Here is a 23,635-nt window from a genome sequence, read left to right as displayed (position 1 = left end):
CTGAGGTTGAGCTAGATAACAAAAACGTCCGCTTTTTAGGGCGGACGTTCTGTTTTGTAGATTTCAGGAGACTAGTTACCTCGTTGCTGCCGTATGTAAGAATCACGATTCGTGTTCAAAAGCGGAGCATCGTTGTAAAGCGATTTCCAGGAATTATCTTTCAAGGCCCCATTCTTGATGTCCTTAATCATACTTGCCCAGGCAAATGGATTAAAGAAAGGAATGGTGTTGGCAAAACCTTTATTGGCATTATAACTGGTAATCTGTCGCTGAGATTCCTGGAAAGAAGCACTAGGACCGTCTCCCTGCATTACCGCCATGCGACGAAGGTAATCAGGGTCAGTATTACGAGCTAAAGCTTCACGTTCTCGAGCATCGGGAAGATTCATCGCGAGAAACTCCTTTTTAAACTCTTCGTAGTTCCGAAACGGATAAATCTTTACTTCCCGCAGGGTAATAGCATCTTCCCGCAGCACGATTTTGGCTGAGTAAGAAGCTTCATGATAGTTCTTAGGAATGATCAGGTATTGGCGGCGGTAACCGGTATAACTGAAAATGATACTATCACCGGGAAAAACGGGTAAGCTAAAATAACCGTTGTTAGTGGTGGCGGTACTCCCGCCAGACTTAGGAATCCAGATGGTAGCTCCGGGCAAAATTTCGGATTGCTTTCCACCCACAACAACTCCAGAGAACTGAATGGTTTTCACTTGACCCTGAGCAAAGCCTGACTCGTTGGATAAGAACACGAGTAAGAACGCTGAGAGTACTATAAATAATCGGTTAGTCATTCGGTATAGGTGATTACCTTTGGCAAACATATCTATAAACAAATGTATTGATTTTCGACGAGTATTCATGGCTGTTATGAGATTTTAGGAAATGAATTCCCATAAAGATCAGGCAATCTACGAAGCTTGCTGTACGAAAGCTGTGCCAGGCCCTAACGCTCTGTTTAAACCAATACAGAGGCATGATGCAAAAAAACGCCCGAAGGATGCATGGCTTCGGGCGTTTTTATGACTTTTTACTAAACCGACTTTAGCCCGTTCTGTAAACAGTCCAACCTCAATGGTCTACTATTCTTTATAGAAGTTGTAAATCAGTGAAACCTGAACCGTTTGGTTGGTAAAGGTAATGCCGGGTTCACTGGTGATGAGGTTATTAAATCCGCGACTATACCGAAGCCCCAGGCTTACTTTGTCAGCAGCATCCATGAAATCGTAGCGTAAACCTGCCGTGAATCCATAATCTGTACGATTGTCAGGACCGCGAGGCGTGCTATTGGGTCCGTTCAGAGCATAAGCGTATTCAGGGCCTGCTTCGATGGTTAATCCTTCCGTGATGATATACCCCAAAACGGCGGCTGCCGAGGCATAATAAAAAGTATTACGCGTGATGGACGTACCTGTCTTAAAAGAACCACCTCGCTGGGTAAGTACTACTTCCGGCTGAATCACGAATTTGTTGAAGCGTTGGCGATAGAATCCACCCAGGTGCAAGCCCGAATTAAAACGAGAGACTACGTCACTTTGAGGCGTACGAATGGTATTACCAGAACTCAAACCGGCTTTCAGACCAAAATGGGGTTTTAAATGTAACACCTGAGCTGAGCCATTAGTTGATACTAAGCTAATGAAAATCAGGGACAATAGGAGGGGGAGTTGTCGAAGCATCTGCCGATGGAATTCTAAATTTTAATCACAAAACAAAAGCAAAACGCTCAGATGGTCAAATTCTATATAAGAAAGCTGCTGAACCGTTCGGGTTTTCTGTCCACCATCCCCGCGTTTTGAATTAAAAGGTAGATGCAAATGGGACCTTTTTCGTTGCATGGCCCGATGAAAAGACAAACGCCGTTCTATTCAAAGACGCAACTTTATCGCGTTTGGCTGGGAGACGGGAATCATTGGGATAGTAACAAAGGCGGCTTCTACCCAGACGCGATGAATTCGCGTCTCTACTATGAATATCCATCTGCCCTGATTGTTGTCCAGATGGATATGGCTGGTGAAGACACCAGCCAGGGCAGGAGACTTTAATTTTATGGTCTGTCCTTATACCATTGGGTATAACGAATAGGGCTTTGCGTTCGGGCGGGCTTCGGAGTACAAAGTTTCAATTTATTGCTAAAATTCATTAGATGAACAAAACTCCAAGTTTGCACGTCACCCCGCCTGACGCAAAACCCTTGTTAGGTGCTGTGGTTTTGTCTGTATGTCGTAAGTTTTTCAAGTGTCTCTAATATGTTGTCGGGTAATTTACCTTCAAAATACTCAAAGATAAGTGGGTCGCCCTGTAGATAATGACTAACTAGTTGAATCCATTCGTCTATCGTTACTTGTCCGTTTACCTTAAATAGCTTTTGAGAAAGAGTTTTTAATTGCAAACTGTTCTTGTTATTATGATTAAAGTCGTTGTCTCGTCTTTGATAATATTCTTCTTCGGTATAAAAATGAATAGCACCATCAAAATGCCTGAATGTCCCTGCGTGGTTGTCAAATTCAGCGTGTAAATATTTTACTGGATAGTATTCCTTTCCGTTTTTAATAATTCTGCTTTTGTCTGCTTTAAATTCTTCTGCTTGGAAAACCTTAATTCCATTTTTAGATGTCCATTTTATATCAAGAGAATATGTATTACCAAAGAAGAACTCAATGTCAAATTGTTCAAGTCCAAACGGTGGGCGAAGTTTAACAATTCCGTCTTCAATGTCAGAAATTGTTTTTTTGAATTTAGCACCATACCAAGTGTCAAACTCCATATACATACGATTGTCAACATTAATTCTTACTCTGTCACTGTCAATCGCAATATATTTTTGAATGTTGTCTTTGTCATAGCCCCAATAAATGTCTATAAAGCGTGGTGCAAAGTTGCTGTTTTCGTAATGCCCTCGTCTGAAATATGGGTGAGCCATTACCATATATTTGTCTGAGTAGTAATAACCCGAAGCAAAGCGTTCTTTTTTGAACTCTTTGTCTAAAACACTTACTTCTACTAATTCTTCTTTGTCTGTAGAAATTTTATCATTTAGGAGATGAACTATGTTTGGATATGTCGCTACAATTCCAATAGTCTGGACATAATCAAAGTTGTCTTGGGTTAGTTTTATTTGTTTACTGTCGCAATAGTCAATGAAAGACTGGATAAGAGATGAGTTTTGGGTCAGCTCTTCCATTCGTTCTTCAAATTGTTGCTGTTGATAGCGTTTTAATATATCGTTTTCGTTATCCATTTTTAGTAACTGTTCGTTGTCGCACTACCATAGCATCTAACGGTTTGCGGCTTGGCGAAGGTGGCGATTTTTACCACAAATCGTTGATGCGGAGTACCAATGTTTGATTAACCCCAAATGTGTCTGCGGAGAACGAAACCGCCACTTTTGCCAAACCGCTCTTATGTGCCGTTTTTCTTTTCATCCTAAGTAAGTTGGTTTGTGTTGTTTCGTTGAAGTTCCGACAATGTTGTTTGCTTTTAATGTTGTCGCTGGAAGTCGTGTAGAATTATAAAGGTTGTTCGTATAAACTTTGGTAAACCAATAAACTTGGTCAACAATTTTATTAAAGTCGGTGTTTCCAAATTTATGTTTTATGATAATCGGACTAATAACTGCACTGTATTCTTCTGCTTGAATGTTTGTTACAAGGATTGAATATTGGTGTTCATTGTCTTGATAGGAACTTCCTGATGATGGGTTAATTGCAATTCCTTTCTCGTCTTTCATTGCAATGACTGGAAAGCCTGATTTGATTATTTCAACTATATCAATTGTTATTTCTCCCCAAACATTGCGAATAGCATTTGTCAATACAGTAATGTCTGTGGAATGAAGTTTTCCGTCACGATGAATAACAATATATTTTGGTTGTTGCAACCTGCCTTTTGTAAGAATGCCTGCAAGTTTTTTGAAAGCAGTTATGCAGTGGTTTTCAATTAAGTTTTCCTTTCTTGGAATTTGCTTTACGATATAATTTCCTATCAAAAGTCCACGGTGGTCAAAAATTACAGTTGCTAAGTTTGAAAATTTTTCTTCTCCGTGTGTTGTATGTCCTAAGTCAATGCCAATAAAATAACCACTTTCACCTGTGTGAGTGTCAGCAATTGCAGCAATTACACCGCCTAATTTTTCAAGACATTTGCAAACGAAGTTTGAAAGTTTTGCTCTGTTTTGCCTGTTGTCAGAAGTGTCGCCTTGATAGATTTGTAATTTAAAATTTTTGAGTGGTTCAAAAAAATCTCTCGGCATTTGGTATTTGCAAAACACCGCAATCATTGTTTTGTTAGTTTGTGTCCGAATTATTTCTTGAACTTGCTCACGATTAATTTCTGCATTCTTGTCAATTGTAATTGATGGAAGAATATTAAAATGGGAAGAACCTTTATTGAATGTGCTTACAAGCTCTTTAAATATTGAAATGTTCAAGTTATCGCAAACAATTGGAAGTATATTCCAATCACTAACTGGTTTGTAAATTCCATTGTAGAAACAAGCACTTTGAACATTTGATTTTGAATAAATGTCGTTTGGGTTGGTAAACAACTTTGTAATGTATGGATGTTTCCAACCCTCTTGTTGTTCAACTTTCGCTTTTAGAGTTAACGGTAAGGTGAATTGATTGATTTGTTCAATTAGGCTTTCCTTTTTAAGAAATATTGCAATTAGTTCATCCGCTGCAATATCGTTTCGTGTGTATTCCAAACGGAGTCCAAATTTCGTTTGTGTTTTTGAATGTATCGTAACATTCTCTGATTGGCTACCAACTAGTAAATTGTTTTTTGTTTCCAATTCAAGAACATTCACCTTGAAATATTTTTCCTCTGATAATTTGAGGAAGTCAGGAAGGTTAATATTGTCAAGAACTGGATTAATAAACTTGATTGCATTCTTCAAATTTTTTGAAGTATTTTCAGTTACATTTCCGAATATATCAGGAGAATAGTTTGCTAAAAAATGATAATCAAAAGTTGCTATGAAGTGTGCGTTGCCTGTAAGTATATCATCCAACTTCTTGGTTAGGTTCTTATCAAGTAAATCAAATTTTTTTCTATAAAACTTTTCTCCATTAACCAAACTAAACTCCATTTCGTCTGTGTTGGAATTATTTTTATTGGTCGTTTTCAAAAGACTAATAAAAGGTTTGTCAACGGGTGATTTGCTCCCAATAATTTTTGAAACAGGTAGAATATGAATTAAGTAATGTCCTGTTGGAAATACTTCAATGTTGAACTCAATTGCTTTGAGTAAATGAAATGGATATAAATCAACTGTTTCAATCGTAAAAACATTTTGATTAAGATGTTGCTTATAATGCTTGGACAATTCTTCTTTCAGAAGTGTCGCAATTAGATTTGAGATAAGTTGAGTGTTTTTGAACGGGGCAGAAATTGTTTTTGAACCATTTATACGATATTGTTTTGTGGATTCGTCAGCAAGTTTGGAAAATGTAAAAAAGCAAGTGTCTTCAATATCGTAAAGTAGAAAGCCCGATTTCTTTTCAAGCCAATATTTTAGTTTGTCTTTTTTTGTCTGATCTTCAATAACCCAATCCAAATAGTCATATCGTGATAAGGTTATGCTGTCAACAAAACCTCTTCTTGTCGTGAGAAAAGCTTCCGCCATAAGGTCAATTTTGTTTTGTTGTTTGCAAGTCGTTTCTGTTTATTTACTATTGTCCGTTCAAATTTGCACTGTCGCTCCTAAAATGGCACATAACTCTCAAATAAACGAAAGTTTTGTCGTACTTTTTGTATTGTTTGGTGTTAAAACAATATTTTGTTGTCCTATTCTTGTCGTACTTTTGTATTATTCAAGTTTGTACGCCTAAGGATAAGATTTTTCTAACCTTAATCCAACTTATTTTTAGTTCATCAAAAGGGCTCTGTATTTTCTCAAGCGTTCTGTTACTTACGTGGGTATATCGTGGGGTGGTTTTTATGTCGTTATGCCCTAGCAACTCTTGAATAAGTTTAACCTGTTGTGCGGATTAAAAGCTACCGCATGTTTTAAAAGATTTAAAGGCTTATTTTTATTAAAATTGATCCAATAAAGTATAGTAATACCACTAATTTTAGAACAAAGTCCATCGAAGGATTTAGCGTACGAGCGTCTCATGCTCTGGTTGGTGTCCCCACCAACCACTAGGCTACTAATTAATGGCTGGTGAGGACACCAGCCAGGGCGGAAGTGACGAAAACCGCCTGTACCCAGACGCAATGAAGTTGCGTCTCTAGTAGAAATGCTTGATTGCTATGCGTTTGGGGATTGGTAATAATCCGCTCTAGTTGGTGAGGACACCAACCACTAGGCTATGAATGGCTGGTGAAGACACCAGCCAGGGCAGAAGATCTGTCCAGTCTGTGGCCATTCTTGTTGAACCCCTCTGGTTTTATATGATCTGCTTCAAAGCTAAAAACCGCTTTCTAACGTTGGCAAACTAGTTGAGGAAGAACGTAGCCACCGGCTCTAACCCTGCAAGGGTTAGAAAACTCAAAACTCAAAACTCAAAACTCAAAACTCAAAACTCAAAACTCAAAACCGCAACGGCGGCCGCTCAAAACTGGTACAATTCTTTCGCCCATTTAAGACTTAATCTTCAGCTATGAATATTCTATGGTTTCAACGAGATCTTCGACTAGCAGATCATGCCCCATTGCAGGCTGCCATTGAAGCGGGGCAACCATTGTTGCTGTTGTACTGCTACGAACCCGCTTTGTTAAGTGAAGGTCACTTTAACCCCCGGCATGGACGATTCATTATGGAATCGTTACAAAACCTGAACAGCATACTGAAAAACTCGGGTATTGTGCTACACGTCTTCCGAAACGATTTTCTGGCCGTTCTAAAGAAGATTCATCGTCGCTACGGTGTAGGTTGTGTGTTTTCTTATCGGGAAAGGGGGCTTAACGTTCTTGAGCATCGAAATGCAGCAATTGAGGCTTTCTGTGATGAAAACGAAATTCAGTGGCACGCTTCTGAACCGCTGGAGGAGTTACCACTAGCGGCTGACTGGAAAAAATTCTGGCAAAAAGAAATGAAAAAGCCAGTGATGATCCCTGATCTATCCAAACTAAAGCCTGCTTCGGTTAGTATTGGGTTTATTGAGGAACTAGCCGTTATTGATACACCCGACCATTATCACATTCCAGATTTTCATTTTCAGCGAGGAGGGCCAGAACAGGCAGAAGACTGGTTAAACAGCTTTCTGAAAATCAGGGCTGTGCAGTACCTTGAAGCCGATAACAACCCTTATTTAAGTCGCTATAATGCGAGCCGTTTGTCTCCGTACATTTCCTGGGGAAATATTTCGGTTCGGCAAGTGTTTCAGGCGAGCCAACAGGCCATGAAGGAAGGGTTTTACCCCAAGGCTTTAAAAGAATTCCTTACGCACTTATACAAGCGAGATCACATCCTGTTCACTACTCATCAAGGGTATGCCTGTGATAGTGAAGATTTGGGGACTACTGCCGATGAAAATCAGCAAAGGTTATTCGATCGCTGGAAAACGGGGACGTTGGGTTTCCCGCTGGTAGATGCCGCCATGCGATGTCTGCTGGAAACGGGTTACCTCATCCCTCGTTTACGATCCTTATTACGCTCGGTTTTAAAACAAAGGTTACCTGAGTTTGAAGCCAGGGGTTTATGCTGGCTGGCTCAGCATTCACTCGACTTTGAACCTCGACTCTTTTATTATTACGCTTCGCAGCCGCTCGGTTCCAGAACGTTTTTGAACCCCGTTAAAGAATCACATACCATGCCTTCCAGCATTCACTTTATGCGAATTTGGTTACCTGAGCTGGTGGCATTACCTCCCCGATTTTTACATGAACCCTGGTTACTCAAACGAGCAGATCAAAACAGATACTCGGTTTGGTTGGGAAGTTCCTACCCAGTACCGCCTAAAGAATGGATTCCTCGAAGAATGCGTAAGAAAAAGTTACAAAGCAGATTGTTAAGCAGTTAATAACGTTTATTGGTAATGAATTGGAAAACAGATTCTTGTCATTAGTTTATAAAAGAAGCTTTATCTAATCAGTTGATTAGAGGGTACAGAAAGGAATAGTTGGAACGGCTTTTTCTTTCAATTGAAAAAACAACTATTACAATGGGAGAGGGAACAGCAGTTTTTCTAGAACAGGCCGCTCAACGTTTTGATTTCAGTGCTAGTGCCGTAGATCAAATCTGGCACGGTTTGTTACGTTCAAAAGGTCGGCAAGTACAATTCAATTCGCCCGAGCTGGGTGGTCAGGGACAATGGCAAAATGGAATGCTCATGATCACTGACTGGAATAATCATAGTCTTAAAACTCGTTTGCTGGGATTGATTAACGAGCTCGCTCCGAGAGCCGTTTCACAGGAGATGGCTTATGAGACATTACACGCAGGTGAGACGATTTCCCGACAGGAGCAGTCTTCTACTGGGCTAGGTACCCAGGAGGCAACCACCGCCGAGCCTGAAAAGACACCAATGGGGGGCTGGCAGGGCACGCAAAATGGCGTTTCCTATGTGTTTTATCCCGAGCAATCTTTATTGGTTCTTAACTCCGGCAAACGTTACAGTACAGCCCCTTACTTTGTGCTGGGACTGGGTCAGAACCTGCAACAGGGAAAGAACACCTTGGTATTATTAACGGATCAGGGGGAGATACCCGTTGACGAGTTAACACAGATCGATTAATCACTAAACTTTATAAATGATATGTACCAGGCTAATGAATTAACACAAGAAGACGAGTTAGTAAGAGCCTCCTTATCTCCAGAAGAAGATGAGGTAGACGAAGAGTTAGATGAAGATCTGGATGATGAAGAATACGAGGAAGAAGATCTAACCGTTTATGATGACGAAGAAGACCCAGAGCTAACAGACGATGAAGCCGTTATTGAGGAAGACTTCCCCGATGATTCCAACATTGTGATTGGCGATGATGAAATCGACGAAATTGAGCAGATGGATACCCGCGATCAGGGTGTCTCAAAGCCTCATCCCTCGCAGGAATATTACGGAGACAACACGCTGACCAATACCAATTAGAAACTACGTTTGCAGACAAACGTCAGGTAGCCTCATCAATGCAGTTGATGAGGCTTTCTTTTTACCCATCAAAAAAGTAGAAATAAAATCTATTTTAAACATTTATTCACACCTTTAGGTTAGTTAGGCACTTATTTTAGCTCAGGTGTTTGCTCTATTCTAGAAACTTATCAGATGAAAAAGGTGCTGGATTTCGTCCTGTTGATGGCAGAAGACGATTCCGATGATCGGGATTTATTCCGGGAGGCTCTCGAACAGTATTACCAGGTCAACGACATTCGTTTTGTGTCAGACGGACAGGAGTGTTGCGATTACCTGAAACGAAAGGGTCGTTACGAAAATCCTGAAGACAGTCCTCGCCCGGGCTTCATTTTACTAGACTTGAATATGCCCCGCAAAAACGGCAAAGAGGTATTGAAAGAGCTGAAGAATGATCCTGATTTAAAGAAAATTCCGGTGGTGGTATTAACCACATCGCACGCCCCCAAAGACATTCAGGATACGTACGACATAGGCACTAACTCTTATCTGGTTAAGCCGAGCTCGTACACTGAGACACTGAGTATGGTTGAACATTTGGGGAAATTCTGGTTTAATACCGTTAAACTTCCTCCCTGCGGATAAAGCAAAAGGACGATGCCTAGAAGTGAAGAGAGGCATCGTCCTTTTTTATTAGGCATTTACCACGTCACCCCCGTTTGGATGTAGCGTTTGCCCCGTCATGTAACTGGCATCTTCGGAAGCCAGAAAAACGTAACACGGACCCACTTCACAGGGTTGCCCGGCTCGGCCCAGAGCGGTATCTTTTCCAAATTTTTCAACTTTATCAGCCGTAAAGGTGGCCGGAATCAAAGGCGTCCAGATTGGACCGGGAGCAACGGCATTGACTCGAATGCCCTTCTCTGCCAGTTGCTGCGAGAGCGAACGAGTAAAGGAAGTAATGGCTCCTTTGGTAGAAGAGTAATCCACTAAGCCTCCGCTGCCCCGAAAAGCCGTTACCGAAGTGGTATTAATAATGCTACTACCGGTCTTCAAGTAGGGCAAAGCGGCCCAGCTAAAGTGGAAGAAAGAGAAAATGTTCGTCCGAAAAGTACTTTCCATTTCTTCGGGACTCAACTCCTGGAAAGATGTATGAGGGTGTTGTTCGGCGGCGTTATTGACCAGAATATCCAGTTGCCCTAACGTCTGAACGGTCGTCTGGACGGCTGCTTTGCAAAATTCCGGTTGCTGGACATTCCCCTGAATCAATAAACAACGGCCACCTTCCGCTTCCACGAGTTCGCGAGTATCGTAAGCGTCTTCGTTCTCTTCCAGGTAAACAATAGCTACGTCAGCTCCCTCGCGGGCGTAATGAACCGCCACGGAGCGACCAATGCCACTATCACCACCCGTAATCAGGGCTACTTTCCCTTTTAATTTTTCTGACCCTCGATAGGAAGCCCGGATGAAAATTGGCTTAGGGTTCATTTCCGTTTCCAGACCCGGTTGATGACTTTGCGTTTGAGCGGGTGTTTGCGTTTCCATATGCGTTTTATTTTTGGTTGGAACCGCCAAGAGCTAAAAAACAGTACCCAATCGCTCTATGAAAATCTGGAATTGTACCCTAATCATACGGGGAAATGTTACCACAATTTGAAAAAAACGCTGAATAGTGGCCTTATTAATGAATTGGTATCGATTTTTTAGTTCATCAAGCAACCTGTCTGCCTAAGAAAATATTGTCTTTTATTAAGATAAAAGCCTATACGTGCTAGCAACCCAAAATGAGTCATAAATCGTCTTTACTATGAATAGTAACAAGCTCTTTTCTGATTTGATTGATACTCTACCTGTTCGTCGAATTGCTTTTCTGGGAGATTACTTCCCTCGTCAGTGTGGAATCGCCACCTTTACGCATGATCTGAGAACGTATTTTCAAAAACGTTACGAAGATCTGGACACGTTTGTAGTGGCCGTTGAGGATCATCCCGGAACCTATGATTATCCCGCTGAAGTAAAGTATACCTTCGACCAGAACAGTAGGTCAGCTTATTTGGAAACAGCTAAATATTTAAATGAGTCGGGTGTAGAAGCCCTTTGCTTACAACATGAGTACGGTATTTACGGTGGGGAATCGGGTGAGTACATCATTGATTTGCTCAATCGGGTAAAAATGCCCGTCATTACCACCTTGCATACCGTTCTTCAGGACCCTTCGCCCTCACAGGACCGCGTGTTGCGTCAAATTGCCGAACGCTCTTCGTTTCTGGTGGTAATGTCCGAAAAAGGACGTCAGTTTCTGGAAACGATTTATGAAATCAGCCCTGAAAAAATTGCGGTTATACCTCATGGCATCCCCGACGTTCCCTTCTCTAATCCCGATGATTTTAAAAACAAATTCGGGCTGGAAAATAAAAAGGTAGTATTAACCTTCGGGTTAATCTCTCCTAATAAAGGTATCGAAACGGCTATTGCCGCTTTACCTGCCGTAGTAGCTAAACACCCGGAGTTAACGTACGTAGTGCTGGGAGCTACGCACCCTAACCTGATTCGGGAGCGTGGTGAAGAATATAGAAACAGCCTTATCAAACTGGCTGAAGATTTAGGAGTAGCCGAACACGTTCAGTTTCATAACCGCTTCGCCGAGCTTGAAGATTTACTTCAGTATCTGGAAATGGCGGATGTATACTTAACCCCTTACCTGAATGCCGCCCAGATTACCTCGGGAACGTTGGCCTATTCGGTAGGCTGTGGTAAAGCCGTGGTGTCCACGCCTTACTGGCATGCCGAAGAATTATTGGCTAATAACCGCGGCATACTGGTACCCTTTGGTTCGTCTGAAGCCATCGCTGAAGCTCTGATTCATATGTTTGATGATCCACAATATCGTCAGGAAATGCGGGAGCGGGCTTATGAATTCAGCCGTCCGATGGTATGGCGGGAAGTGGTAGGCAATTACCGACAATTATTTGGATACAGTGTTTCGTCTCGGATTAACCTGAACTATACGGTAATGCCGAGTCTTAAACTGGATCATTTATACCGATTAACCGATTCTACCGGAATCATTCAGCACGCCCGTTATACCTTGCCTCACCGCGAAGAAGGGTATTGTACGGACGACAACGCCCGGGCCTTATTGCTGGCTTCGTATCTGGATGCCGACGGAGAAATCGTTGATGCCCGTATTCCCTGGATGATCGATGTATTTTCATCGTTTTTAAATCATGCTTTTGATCCCGAAAAGGGACGTTTCCGTAACTTTATGTCTTACGGAAGGGAGTGGCTGGAAAGCTACGGTTCGGATGACAGTCATGGCCGGGCTATCTGGGCTTTAGGTGGGATGATTGCCCGAATTCGACGTCCTGATCTTCGGAACTGGGCTCGTGATTTGTTCGACCGTTCTATCGATAAAGTTCTGGAAATGACCTCACCCCGAAGCTGGGCTTTCACCATGCTGGGTCTGAGCGAATACCTGCATCGTTATCCTGGTGAACGTCATAAACGAGAGTTAAGGAAACAGTTAGGTGATCGTTTGTGTGGTCTTCTGCGTCAGGCCGCTCGTCCACACTGGTATTGGTTCGAACCTATCCTGAGTTACGATAACGCTCGTTTATCACAGGCTCTGTTATGTTCGGATGTTCCTGAACATCAGTTGGTAGGTCTGCATACGCTGGAATGGTTACGCGATGTGCAAACTGCTCCGGCAGGGCACTTCAGACCCATTGGCTCCGAAGGTTTCTATCCTATGGGTAGTGAACCTGCTCTGTTTGATCAGCAGCCTCTGGAGGCAGCAGCGTCCATTGGAGCGTACTTGGCAGCTCACGCTTATACGGGACTGGATGTTTGGCACGATGCGGCTAATACTGCTTTTGAATGGTATTTAGGCAAGAATGATACCGGTTTACCGTTATATGACGAGACGTCTGGTGGTTGCTATGATGGATTACAGCCGCATTCGGTGAACTGTAATCAGGGAGCTGAATCGTGCCTGGCCTTTTTAATGGCCAGAGCTGAAATCCGGGCCGCCCAGTCGCAGCAACAATCTGCTATCATGCAGAAAAAAGCCCGGAAGCAGGCTGAATCCAAGTCTCTGAATAACTAAAGTAAACGTAGGTTTAGTATACTATTTATTGTTGTTCTCAATTTTGATTATCATTATCTAATGGTAATTAGGATTGAGAACAATTCACTTCTATCGAACTGAAAGATGACCAAATCTCTGTTGAATGTAGAACGTTACCCACTAATTATTAACCCAGACCCCCGCCGGGTTTTGTTTCGGCCTTTTCATTTGGGCAACGAGCGAATGGTGTTAATTGTGAACCGTTTGCTAGCTCTGACAGCAGAGGAAGTCGAAGCAGAGCTCTCTCAGGTATTTCAGGAGTTTCGCCACCGCCACCAAGCCGTTGAAACGTATCTGGACCGTCGGGCCAAAGAAATTCTTTCCTATTTTGATCTGGAGGAAGAATTGAGCCCCTTACACCAGTTATTGATTGGGGCTTACTTTACTAACGAGTACGCCCTGGAAGCTGCGGCTCTCTTTAATCCTTCCATCGTCTGGCATCCCGACCAATCCAATCTACCCGAAGGTTGCCGTCGATTCATTATTAGTCTGCGGGCTACGGGTGAGGGGCACATCTCGTCCATCGTTTTCCGCTCCGGCTTTGTCGATCAGAATGCAGGCATTTGGCTTGATGGGTATTCCCGGTATGTAACGCCGCCTGACTCTTACGAAGAAGCGTATCTTTCAAGAGACGTTTTTCAGCGAAAACTCCATGAGTTGGGCCTTGACGATGGATTTGCGAATAGCATTGTCAGTAAGTTGCCCGAAGAAGTTTGTTATTCAGATGTTTATCCGGTCGTGAAGGAAGCCCCGGCCTACCAGACGCATCGGGTGGCAGGCGATGGAATTCTGGCTTTAATGAAGGCGAATTACATCATTAACTACAGTGATGATCGGGCGTTGAGCGAACGCATCCTGTTCCCTTATTCTCCCAATGAAATGAATGGCATGGAAGATGCCCGTTTCGTAGAATTCACGGAGGAAGATGGAAAAACCACCTATTACGCCACTTACACGGCTTATAACGGACGTGTTATTTTTCCGCAGTTACTCGAAACCAGGGATTTCATTGATTTCCGGGTAAAAACCATGGCTGGGGATGTCGTCAAGAACAAGGGCATGGCTTTGTTTCCACGAAAAGTAAATGGGAAATACGTCATGCTGGGTCGGCAGGATGGTGAGAACATCTTCCTGATGGAATCGGATAACCTGTTTTTCTGGGAAACCAGCAAGCTATTATTAGCTCCCAAGTATCCCTGGGAGTTTGTGCAGTTAGGAAACTGTGGTTCTCCCATCGAAACGCCGGAAGGCTGGCTGGTATTAAGCCACGGGGTGGGAGCAATGCGGAAGTATTGCATTGGTGTGTTCCTGCTGGACCTTAATAATCCAGAGGTAGTATTAGCCCGCTTGCCTTACCCCATTCTAACCCCGCAGGGGGAAGAGCGGGAGGGGTATGTACCTAACGTGGTTTATACCTGTGGAGCGGTTATTCACGCTGACAAGCTGTTAATTCCCTATGCCATGTCTGATTATTCGACGGGCTTTGCAACAGTTCCCATGGATGAGCTGATGCAGGCCTTGTTACAGGAGCGGGACAATGCGGTGGGGAAAAATGCGGAAACGGTTGAGACTGAATCCAGATAATGGGGATTTTATTGCCTTAATTCATTGATTGATAGTAATTTAATCGCACGGCATGGTTTTGATACTAAATAGGTAATCCGTAATCCGTCAGACTAACATACTATATATCATGGGAACTACTGCACCTAACGAACTTCGCGTATTGGTCCAATCTCTAAGCCAGCTCGTTCGGGCGGCCCGGGAATGTCAATCCAAGTATGCTCACCTGAGTCATGAAGCTAAAATGCCTCGGCTCAGACAACGTTTATCACGGATGAACGTTGAAAACGAATGCCTGGCAGATGAACTCCATCGGTATACACGTCAATATGGAATACAGGAAGAAGAGGAAACGGAAGTGGTGGCTGCTTCTCCTGCCATGGATTGGGATGAAGAACTGGATGGTTGTGAGAGCGGTACCGTTTCTATTCTGAACGCTTTTGAATCAGTAATGGAGCACCGTTGTCTGACCGCTTTCCCTGAGTTATACAAAACCCTGACCAAGCGTCGGGAATACATGTCTGAAAATTTAAGCTGGTTACGAAACATTCGTACTACCGCTCTTGCATAAACAGCCCTATTTATAGCTGAGTACATAAAAAAATCCCGTCTGTGTGTAACCGCAGACGGGATTTTTTATGCCCTAAATTAATGATGATCGGTGGAAACATTTTTTGAACGGTATTGGTTGATATGTAAACGAATGTTAGTTTTGCAGCATGAATCCCATGAAAGAAAATTATGAATTAAAAGATGAGGCTTCCGTTGAACGAATTAAGAAGCTTTTTATCGTAAACATCTTGGGGCTTTCTCATTTGATTGTACGGGATACCAATCGTTGGCTGAACAAGCTGGGATATGCTCTTCAAATTGAGCAGATTCGAATTTTGATGACGATCAATTATTTGAAAAATCCACCTTCTCAACAGGATATTGCAAATATTCTTCAAAAGAATAAAGCTGGTATTCAGCGGTCTATCCAGACCTTACAGCGAGATGGTTACTTGAGAAGTACGACTGATGGTCAGGATAAGCGAAAGAATGTAGTAGTTCTAACACCAGCAGGTAAGCTCTTTGTGGAGAAGGCTACTGAGGCTTTGGAAGGCATGAATACTGAAATTGAAAAGTATTTTGAAGCGGATGAAATCGCCGTCTTGCGAAGAATCCGAAGCAAAATAGAAGCCATTGCCCAAAATGCAGAAAAGTAATCTTCCTATTTGATTTATTATTGATATATCAACAGTTTCCCATGAAAACGAACACTTTTTTGATTGCAATGTTGATGGCGGTGTTACCCTCACTCAGCGGAGCTCAAAATACGCAGCAGGGGTGGACCTTAAAACAGTGCTTGGAATATGGTCTGAAAAACTTTGGAGGCGTAAGACTTGCCCAGTACAAAGTTGAAACGGCCAACCAGCAGGCCCGTGAAGCAATCTCTCAATATTTACCACAGGTAACGGGTACGGGTACGTTTACGGATAACATCAAGTTGCAGCGAAGTGTTATTCCCGCTGGAACCTTCGGCAACCCCGAACCACTGACCGTTGCTTTTGGTCAGAAGTACCAAAATACAGTATCGGCTCAGGCTACGCAGACGATTTACGACAAAACGCTTATTCTGGGCATCAAGGCAAATGAGCCCAACCAGAAATTAGCCGAGCTAAATACTCGCCAGACGCAGGAAGATGTGATTTATAACATCACCAAAAACTATTACCAGGTTTTTGTCTCCCAGCAACAGATTGCTCTGTTGAAAGATAACATGACCCGTACCGAACAGGTACTAGGGGTTCTGAAATTGCAACGGGACAACGGCGTGATTCAGCCCGTGGATTATACTAATACGGAAGTGAGTTACAACAACACTCGCTCACAGTTGGTATTAGCCGAGAATTCGCTGGAATTAGCCATCAATCAATTGAAGTATCAAATGGGATTGTCTCAGGATCAGCCCTTAATGTTAACGGACTCGAGTATTCTGAAACAATTACCTAAGGCACAAAAGCAGGAATTTGATCCCCGAAACCTGGTTAGTTTCCAACAGGGCGAACGGAATCTGGACCTGCAACGCATTCAGATGGCCCGTACAAAAGCTGGGTATCTTCCCACATTAACGGCCAATGCGAGTTACGGTACGCTTTCTTTTTCGAATCAGTTCGGGGGAGCTTTTCAAAACTTCCTGGGTTTTGGTACGGTTGGCCTGCGTTTGAATCTGCCCATTTTTGATGGCTTTAGAAGAGACGCTCAGTATCAGCAGAATCGGTTGACGGTAATGACGCAGGAAGAACAGCAGCGTTTGAATACGGAGGCATACAAGTTGCAGTATAACAACGCTGAGTCTCAATTGATCCGGGCCAGAACCAATACGGAAAATGACGACCGGACGGTGAAACTTGCTCAGCAGGTGTATGACATCACGACGCTTCAATACAAGCAGGGGGTTAAAAACCTGACGGACTTACTGAATGCGGATAAGTCTTACCGTGAGGCTCAATCGAATTATATCAACTCACTCATTAACTATTACCAGGCTCAGCTCGATCTGGAGCAGTCGCAGGGTACACTTCTGAATTTCTATAATCAACTTTAGACGTCTTTCCCTATAACCATGAAACGTACAACCATAATCGTCATCATCGCAATCGTTGCCATTATTGGGTTAATTGGCTTCCAGCTTGCGTCGAACAAGAAAAAACTTGACGAGAAAAATCAAATTTCGACCAACACAAACGTCCAGATTCCAGTAACCGTTGCAACGGTGCAGGAAGGCGAAGTGTCCCAGCAACTCATCAAAACGGGTAACCTGATTCCGTTCCGGGAAGCCGAAATTATGGCTACGGCTGCAGGTAAGGTAATGAAGGTTAATTTCGAGTTAGGCTCGTCGGTTCGCCAGGGGGCTACGATGGTACAGGTAGATAACCAACTGAAAGAGTTATCCCTTGAAGCAACTCAACTGAACATCGAAAAGCTGAAAAAGGATGTAAGCCGTTACAACACGCTTTACGCGGGCAACGCTACAACCGAATTACAGGTAAACGACACCAAGTATAACTACGATAACGCTGTTAATCAGGCTCAGCAAATCAAAAAACAGATTTCGGATGCTACGATCAAAGCTCCGATTAGCGGTCGTGTCGTAAAGAAAAACATCGAACCCGGCGAATACGTAAACGTAGGAACTTCTCTGGGTACCGTTCTGGATATCAGCCGTTTGAAAGTGCAGGTATTAGTGAACGAAAGTGATGTGTATGCACTGAAAGAAGGACACAGCGTTAAGTTAACCACCAGCGTATTTCCTGATCGCGTGTTCAACGGCTCCATCAGTTATATCGCTCCTCAGGGGGATGAGCAACACAATTATCCCGTAGAGATCACGATTCAAAACGGTAATACACTCAAGGCGGGAACATTCGTGAACGTTGATTTCTCACAAAAATCAAATCAGAGAGCCCTGCAAATTCCACGTTCAGCTCTGGTAGAGAGTGTGAAAAATCCTTACGTGTATGTAGTAGAAGGCCAGGTAGTGAAGCAGCGGAAGATTCAGGTAGGTCGTGAATTAGGCGATAACATTGAAGTATTATCGGGCCTCAACGCCGGAGAAAAAGTAGTAACCACAGGTCAGATCAACCTAAGCGAAGGCTCTGCCGTGCAAATTACGAAGTAGTTGATAGTTGTTTGTTACTAGTTGTTTGATTGACAGTTTGTTGGAGGTGTTATTACCCCTTTCTAACAACTTACAACCATCAACGAAAAACTAAATAAAAATATGTCGATAACCGAAGTAGCCATAAAAAGACCCTTGCTGGTGACTACCATTTTTACGGTACTCATTCTGTTTGGAGTCATTAGTTATCAGCAGCTTTCGTATAACCTGCTGCCCAAATTTGAGGCGAACGTAATCAGTGTTTCTACGGTTTATCGGGGGGCTGCCGCCGATGAGGTGGAAACCAACGTTACCAAAAAAATAGAAGATGCCCTTTCGTCTCTGGAAGGTCTGGATCGTTTGAAATCCACATCTCAGGAAGGTGTTTCTTCCGTTATCATTCAGCTGAAAAACGGCGTTGATGTGAATCAGGCCCAGCAGGATGCTCAGCGGAAAATCGATCAGATTCTTTCGCAGTTACCCGACGACGTAGACGATCCGATTCTCAATAAATTCTCAACGGATGAGTTACCCGTTCTGCGGATGGGCGTAACGGCCAAACTGGCCCCAACGCAACTCTACGATTTGATCGATGAAAAACTGAAACCACAGTTATCGAATGTAGCTGGGGTAGGTCAGGTAAACTTAGTCGGTGGAACCGAGCGGGAAATTCAGGTGAACATTGACCCTGCTAAATTACGGGCCTATGGTATTTCCATCGGTCAGGTTTCTCAGGCCGTATATAATGCCAATGCTAGTTACCCGGCGGGTCAAATTGAAACGCAACAGTCCCAGTATTCCATTCACTTTGATGCGACGGTGCAATCCGTTGCCAAAATGCGGGAGCTGATCGTAGCTCGTAAACCCGGCGGTGGTGACGTATTACTGAAAGATTTGGGAGAAGTAGTGGATGGTACGGCTAAGGTTACTGCCATCAACCACATCAATGGTATTCCTTCGGTGGGTCTTCAGGTATTAAAGCAAAGTGATGCCAATGCCGTTGACGTAAGTAAGCTGGTAAAAGAACGGATCGCTACGCTTGAAAAACAGTACTCGTCCATTGGACTGAAATTCAATATTGCGGCGGATCAGTCTATTTATACCCTGGCTTCAGCCACTGCCGTAGTAGACGATTTATTTCTGGCGGTGGTGATTGTGTCGGTTGTAATGCTCTTATTCCTGCACAGTTTCCGATCCTCTTTATTCGTTCTTGTCGCGGTACCTTCGTCGATTCTGCCGACGTTTATGCTGATGTATTTATCAGGCTTCTCGCTAAACCTGATGACGCTGATGGCCCTTTCGCTGGTGGTAGGGATCCTCGTCGATGACTCCATTGTAATTCTGGAGAATATTACCCGCCACATGGAAATGGGTAAGGATCGTCGTCAGGCCGCTATCGACGGACGGAGTGAAATTGGGTTTACCGCTCTGGCTATTACCCTGGTTGACGTTGTGGTATTCGTGCCACTAGCCATGACGGGCGGTTTGATTGGAAATATCCTCCGGGAATTTGCCCTCGTGGTAGTATTCTCTACCTTGATGAGTTTGATGGTTTCCTTTACCATCACGCCTTTGCTGGTATCTCGTTTCGGTAAGCTGGAGCATTTGAATCCAAAATCACTTTGGGGAAAAATTAACATAGGGTTCGAACGGTTCATTGATCGCCTCATTGCTTATTACGGTAGCGTACTGAAGACGGCTCTGAGCCATAAACGCTGGGTGTTCCTGGTGGTGATTCTACTTTTTGTAGGCTCCATTGCTCTGGTTCCCGCTGGATTCATTGGAGGTGCTTTCATGCCTGCCTCTGATCAGGGCGAGATTGCCATTCAATTGGAGTTAGCTCCAACGACTTCGGTTTACCAAACCAACGAAGCCGTTCAGAAAGCAGAACAAATTCTGCTCAAGCACCCCGGCGTAACAAACGTGTTTTCAAACGTAGGGTATACCAGTACGGCTATCGCTTCGACTTCCAACAGTAACATCGCGGATATTAACGTGAAACTGGTGGATAAGAAAGAACGAACCTATTCAACCGATGAGTTCGGGATGGAGGTTAAGAAAGAAATCAGTAAAATTCCTGGAGTGAAAGTAACGGCAAGCCCGGTAGGTATTGTAGGGGCATCCGAAGCACCCATTCAGATTGCCGTAAAAGGTACCGACATGAACTCCATCCGCAAAGCAGCAGCGGAAGTGCTGAAGATAACAAAATCGACCCCCGGTACACAGGACGTAAAATACTCGGTAAAAGATCCGAAGCCCGAGGTTTCCATCAAGCTGGATCGTGAAAAAATGGCTCAGTTGGGCATTAGTGCCGCTGATGTTGGGGTGGCCCTGCAAACGGCTTTCCGTGGTGACGACCGGGCTAAATTCAAGCAGAATGGTAATGAATATGACATTCTGGTGAACCTGGATCAATTTAACCGATCCAGTGCCAATGACGTAGGACACCTCTTATTTGTGAACAACCAGGGACGTTCTTTTGAGTTATCGCAGTTTGCTCAGGTAGACGAACGCGTGGGAGAAAGCGTGCTGGAGCGTAATGATCGATTATCTTCGATTACTGTTAACGCTCAGGTAGTGGGCCGTCCGGTAGGAACGGTAGGGGACGACATCAAGGAAAAGATGAAGTCTGTGAATTTAGGCGAAGGCGTTTCTGTGCAGTACTTAGGTCAGCTACAGCAACAGTCGGATGCCTTTGGTAGCCTGGGTCTGGCCTTAATCATGGCTATCCTGCTGGTTTACTTTATCATGGTGGCCCTGTACGAAAGTGTAGTGTATCCATTCGTAGTACTTTTCTCCATCCCCGTGGCCCTGATTGGAGCTTTACTAGCTCTGGCTCTGACGATGGAAAGCTTAACGGTATTCTCCATTGTAGGTATGATCATGCTGATGGGTCTGGTAGCGAAAAACGCCATTCTGATCGTAGATTTTGCCAACCACCTCAAGGCTGAAGGTAAAGAGGTAGTAGCTGCTCTGGTAGAAGCAGGTAAAGAACGTCTTCGTCCAATCCTGATGACTACGCTGGCGATGATCTTCGGGATGTTACCTATCGCTCTGGCTAGTGGGGCAGGGGCCGAAACCAAAAATGGGATGGCCTGGGTAATCATTGGTGGCTTGACGAGTTCGTTAGTCTTAACCTTGTTTGTGGTACCTTCGGTGTACCTAGTTGTGGATCGTATTCTGGCTCGTTTCCAGAAAAAAGAACCTCAACCCCAAAAGCCTGAAGAGTTGACGGCTTCCCGATTAATGAATGAATAACACTTCATTTGCAAACGACGGCTCCTTTTCAAAAGGGAGCCGTTTTTTTTTGCCCTCTTTGGGGTAACTCTTCGCCTCTGTCGTGGCTGGATCACCCCTTTTCAGCAGTGGAATATCCTTTTCGGAATGATTGATACAAACCAACCTATGTACAATCATGGCAAGTATTGCAGATTTATTTAAAACAGATAAGGCTGAGGGCCTTTCCGAATTATTCATCGCTCAATTAAAAGACATTTACTGGGCAGAAAACAAACTGACCGAAGCCCTACCCGAAATGGAAGCGGCGGCTACCTCGGATGAATTGAAAAACGGTATACGCAAACACCTGGCAGAAACGGAAGGACAGATTGCCCGCCTGGAGCAAATCTTTACTTCTATTGGCGTAGAAGCCGAAGGCGTCAAGTGCGAAGCCATGGCTGGACTGGTAGAAGAAGGTCAGGATATAGTCGCTGAGACGCAATCGGGTACGCTGACGCGAGACGCGGGTATTATTGCTGCTTGTCAGAAAGTAGAGCACTATGAAATTGCTTCGTACGGTACCTTGACCGCATGGGCAAAAATTCTGGGTTACGAAGAAGCAGCCCGGCTGTTGCATGCTACTTTACAGGAAGAAGAAGCAACGGATGTAAAGCTTACCAATCTGGCAGAAACGTTTATTAACGCTTCGTCATTGATAGAAAACTAGCTTTCTGTTTTTATAGGTAAGAAACTTTTGAAAAAAAAATCCATACTACCAGTATGGATTTTTTTGATGGGTTGGTTTTTATAAACTGCCCGGTTTTACCCGAACGCTACGACGTCCGCCAACGTCTCCAACCATGGGATTACTCCCACGCTATTTACGACTCCAGGTGAAGTTTGGTTGTGTAAAATAGCTAAGCAATGTTAATCATAAAATAGATATTATTAACAAATGTTTAGGTTGTTTTTGAGCGAACGGTCAGCCCATGGACGGTTGAAATACAATTCTTCAAGTCTATACGTAAAGCCTTAATTTAAGGCAGAGCTACTTTGACGGCCTGGTTTTTGCTGGGGTTTTCCAGTCGGATGAGGTACAGGCCTGAACCCAGCGAAGATGTCTGGAATTCGATGGCATTGAGCCCTTTCACCAGCTCAAGTTGTTGGGTACTCAGCGTGCGACCTGATAAGTCCAGCAGACTCACCCGGGCGGCTTTGGCCAGCTCCTCATCGCCATAATTCACCACCGCTTTGACGGTCCGATCGCTCTGGGTAGCCGCCCACAAACTAATGCCCTGATAGCCTTCGAGTTGCAGCGAACGCACCACACTCAGCTCTGATTTACCGTTGAAATCTACTTGTTTGAGACGGTAGTAATGCGTCAGAGCGGGGTTGAGTTCCGCATGAGTAAAGTGGTACTGCTGCCGCTGGGCAGTGGTACCCTTGCCAGCGACCTGTCCCACGGTCTCAAAGCTGCGGCCATTGGTGGAGTGCTGCACCTCAAAGAAGGCATTGTTTCGCTCCTGAGCCGTGCTCCAGCTCAGCTCGGCGTTATGCCCCTGAGCTCGCAGGGTAAAGGCTGCCAGCGAGACGGGAGTACTAGCCGTGACGTTGAGGGTGAGGGTCGCGTTATCGTTGGTCGCATCGTTTTCGATGGGGGGAGCTCCCTGCCAGGCAGTATTGGCGGTAGCTGATTGGCTGCCAGCCTGGGTTCCCTCGTAGTAAAGGCGGAGGTTGACGCAGGTGCCTGCGGCGATGGGGGAAGTATTGATCAGACGAACGACGTTGGTCGAGAGGCGGGTTTCTTCACTGAAACCCGTCAGGGGTGATCCGTCGGCGTTGGTGACGGTAGTGGGGGTGGTGATCTCCGAGGGAAAGCTGACGCGGGGGCGAATGCGATTGGCGGCCAGGGGAATGCTGGAGCTGTTGTTACAGAGTCGCAGGGTGATGAAATCGGTTCCACCCTGCACCACGGCAGGGGAGTTAGCCGCGAGCTCGACGCTCATATCCTGAGCCCGCAGCCCTAAAGCTGAGCCAAGCAGGGCCAGGGTAAGAAAATAGTTTTTTTTCACG

Annotated in this window: 18 protein-coding genes; 12 read left to right on the top strand and 6 right to left on the bottom strand. The window is 44.2% G+C overall.

Going from position 1 to position 23,635, the window contains the following annotated elements; genetic code table 11:
- Positions 1-71: 71 nt before the first annotated feature.
- The 4 genes from QE390_RS19440 to QE390_RS19425 form a co-directional block, all read right to left on the bottom strand.
- A complete protein-coding gene (locus QE390_RS19440) occupies positions 72-860 on the bottom strand; it encodes a carboxypeptidase-like regulatory domain-containing protein (RefSeq protein ID WP_106635918.1) in 789 nt (262 codons plus the stop codon).
- 219 nt (positions 861-1,079) lie between these two features.
- Complete coding sequence (locus QE390_RS19435) at positions 1,080-1,676, bottom strand: outer membrane protein (protein ID WP_106635919.1); 597 nt, start codon at positions 1,674-1,676, stop codon at positions 1,080-1,082.
- 518 nt (positions 1,677-2,194) lie between these two features.
- Positions 2,195-3,238, bottom strand: coding sequence for a hypothetical protein (locus QE390_RS19430; protein WP_307143401.1), 1,044 nt, complete (start codon positions 3,236-3,238; stop codon positions 2,195-2,197).
- A gap of 180 nt (positions 3,239-3,418) precedes the next feature.
- Positions 3,419-5,623, bottom strand: coding sequence for a hypothetical protein (locus tag QE390_RS19425; RefSeq protein WP_307143400.1), 2,205 nt, complete (start codon positions 5,621-5,623; stop codon positions 3,419-3,421).
- A gap of 979 nt (positions 5,624-6,602) precedes the next feature.
- Here QE390_RS19425 and QE390_RS19420 point away from each other — a divergent pair.
- The 4 genes from QE390_RS19420 to QE390_RS19405 all read left to right on the top strand — a co-directional run bounded on the left by QE390_RS19420 (position 6,603) and on the right by QE390_RS19405 (position 9,656).
- On the top strand, positions 6,603-7,964 hold the full coding sequence (locus QE390_RS19420) for an FAD-binding domain-containing protein (protein WP_307143399.1): 1,362 nt from the start codon (positions 6,603-6,605) through the stop codon (positions 7,962-7,964).
- Between the two features lie 141 nt (positions 7,965-8,105).
- Entirely contained in the window at positions 8,106-8,678 is a 573-nt protein-coding gene (locus QE390_RS19415) for a hypothetical protein (RefSeq protein WP_106635930.1), read from the top strand.
- Between the two features lie 21 nt (positions 8,679-8,699).
- A complete protein-coding gene (locus tag QE390_RS19410; RefSeq protein WP_157830247.1) occupies positions 8,700-9,032 on the top strand; it encodes a hypothetical protein in 333 nt (110 codons plus the stop codon).
- A 174-nt stretch (positions 9,033-9,206) separates the two neighbouring features.
- Complete coding sequence (locus tag QE390_RS19405) at positions 9,207-9,656, top strand: response regulator (RefSeq protein WP_307143398.1); 450 nt, start codon at positions 9,207-9,209, stop codon at positions 9,654-9,656.
- A gap of 48 nt (positions 9,657-9,704) precedes the next feature.
- Here the strand turns inward: QE390_RS19405 and QE390_RS19400 are convergent, their stop codons facing one another.
- Complete coding sequence (locus QE390_RS19400) at positions 9,705-10,586, bottom strand: SDR family oxidoreductase (RefSeq protein ID WP_307143397.1); 882 nt, start codon at positions 10,584-10,586, stop codon at positions 9,705-9,707.
- Positions 10,587-10,818: 232 nt separating this feature from the next.
- Here QE390_RS19400 and QE390_RS19395 point away from each other — a divergent pair, with 232 nt between their 5' ends.
- The 8 genes from QE390_RS19395 (at position 10,819) to QE390_RS19360 (ending at position 22,289) form a co-directional block, all read left to right on the top strand.
- Positions 10,819-13,116, top strand: coding sequence for a glycosyltransferase family 4 protein (locus QE390_RS19395; protein WP_307143396.1), 2,298 nt, complete (start codon positions 10,819-10,821; stop codon positions 13,114-13,116).
- Between the two features lie 105 nt (positions 13,117-13,221).
- Entirely contained in the window at positions 13,222-14,721 is a 1,500-nt protein-coding gene (locus QE390_RS19390; protein WP_198555168.1) for a glycoside hydrolase family 130 protein, read from the top strand.
- 109 nt (positions 14,722-14,830) lie between these two features.
- Complete coding sequence (locus tag QE390_RS19385) at positions 14,831-15,271, top strand: hypothetical protein (protein WP_307143395.1); 441 nt, start codon at positions 14,831-14,833, stop codon at positions 15,269-15,271.
- Between the two features lie 157 nt (positions 15,272-15,428).
- Positions 15,429-15,908, top strand: coding sequence for a MarR family winged helix-turn-helix transcriptional regulator (locus QE390_RS19380; protein WP_307143394.1), 480 nt, complete (start codon positions 15,429-15,431; stop codon positions 15,906-15,908).
- 41 nt (positions 15,909-15,949) lie between these two features.
- Complete coding sequence (locus QE390_RS19375; protein ID WP_307143393.1) at positions 15,950-17,290, top strand: TolC family protein; 1,341 nt, start codon at positions 15,950-15,952, stop codon at positions 17,288-17,290.
- 18 nt (positions 17,291-17,308) lie between these two features.
- Positions 17,309-18,364, top strand: a complete 1,056-nt coding sequence (locus QE390_RS19370) for an efflux RND transporter periplasmic adaptor subunit (RefSeq protein WP_307143392.1) — start codon at positions 17,309-17,311, stop codon at positions 18,362-18,364.
- A 102-nt stretch (positions 18,365-18,466) separates the two neighbouring features.
- The gene (locus QE390_RS19365) at positions 18,467-21,601 is read left to right on the top strand and encodes an efflux RND transporter permease subunit (RefSeq protein ID WP_307143391.1); all 3,135 of its coding nucleotides are present in this window, start codon (positions 18,467-18,469) and stop codon (positions 21,599-21,601) included.
- A 157-nt stretch (positions 21,602-21,758) separates the two neighbouring features.
- The gene (locus tag QE390_RS19360) at positions 21,759-22,289 is read left to right on the top strand and encodes a ferritin-like domain-containing protein (RefSeq protein ID WP_307143390.1); all 531 of its coding nucleotides are present in this window, start codon (positions 21,759-21,761) and stop codon (positions 22,287-22,289) included.
- 310 nt (positions 22,290-22,599) lie between these two features.
- Here the strand turns inward: QE390_RS19360 and QE390_RS19355 are convergent, their stop codons facing one another.
- Entirely contained in the window at positions 22,600-23,634 is a 1,035-nt protein-coding gene (locus QE390_RS19355; protein ID WP_307143389.1) for a T9SS type A sorting domain-containing protein, read from the bottom strand.
- Position 23,635 lies beyond the last annotated feature (1 nt).

The sequence above is a fragment of the Siphonobacter sp. SORGH_AS_1065 genome (assembly GCF_030818595.1).
Taxonomy (GTDB): Bacteria; Bacteroidota; Bacteroidia; order Cytophagales; family Spirosomataceae; genus Siphonobacter.
Note: the sequence above shows the minus strand (reverse complement) of the source record. Positions and strands in the feature narration are given on the sequence as shown.

Coding starts and splice junctions, on each gene's coding strand:
- QE390_RS19380 (WP_307143394.1), top strand. CDS start 15,429: ATGAAAGAAAATTATGAATTAAAAGATGAGGCTTCCGTTGAACGAATT.
- QE390_RS19435 (WP_106635919.1), bottom strand. CDS start 1,676: ATGCTTCGACAACTCCCCCTCCTATTGTCCCTGATTTTCATTAGCTTA.
- QE390_RS19410 (WP_157830247.1), top strand. CDS start 8,700: ATGTACCAGGCTAATGAATTAACACAAGAAGACGAGTTAGTAAGAGCC.
- QE390_RS19370 (WP_307143392.1), top strand. CDS start 17,309: ATGAAACGTACAACCATAATCGTCATCATCGCAATCGTTGCCATTATT.
- QE390_RS19405 (WP_307143398.1), top strand. CDS start 9,207: ATGAAAAAGGTGCTGGATTTCGTCCTGTTGATGGCAGAAGACGATTCC.
- QE390_RS19360 (WP_307143390.1), top strand. CDS start 21,759: ATGGCAAGTATTGCAGATTTATTTAAAACAGATAAGGCTGAGGGCCTT.
- QE390_RS19390 (WP_198555168.1), top strand. CDS start 13,222: ATGACCAAATCTCTGTTGAATGTAGAACGTTACCCACTAATTATTAAC.
- QE390_RS19415 (WP_106635930.1), top strand. CDS start 8,106: ATGGGAGAGGGAACAGCAGTTTTTCTAGAACAGGCCGCTCAACGTTTT.
- QE390_RS19430 (WP_307143401.1), bottom strand. CDS start 3,238: ATGGATAACGAAAACGATATATTAAAACGCTATCAACAGCAACAATTT.
- QE390_RS19420 (WP_307143399.1), top strand. CDS start 6,603: ATGAATATTCTATGGTTTCAACGAGATCTTCGACTAGCAGATCATGCC.
- QE390_RS19365 (WP_307143391.1), top strand. CDS start 18,467: ATGTCGATAACCGAAGTAGCCATAAAAAGACCCTTGCTGGTGACTACC.
- QE390_RS19395 (WP_307143396.1), top strand. CDS start 10,819: ATGAATAGTAACAAGCTCTTTTCTGATTTGATTGATACTCTACCTGTT.
- QE390_RS19375 (WP_307143393.1), top strand. CDS start 15,950: ATGAAAACGAACACTTTTTTGATTGCAATGTTGATGGCGGTGTTACCC.
- QE390_RS19425 (WP_307143400.1), bottom strand. CDS start 5,623: ATGGCGGAAGCTTTTCTCACGACAAGAAGAGGTTTTGTTGACAGCATA.
- QE390_RS19440 (WP_106635918.1), bottom strand. CDS start 860: ATGAATACTCGTCGAAAATCAATACATTTGTTTATAGATATGTTTGCC.
- QE390_RS19385 (WP_307143395.1), top strand. CDS start 14,831: ATGGGAACTACTGCACCTAACGAACTTCGCGTATTGGTCCAATCTCTA.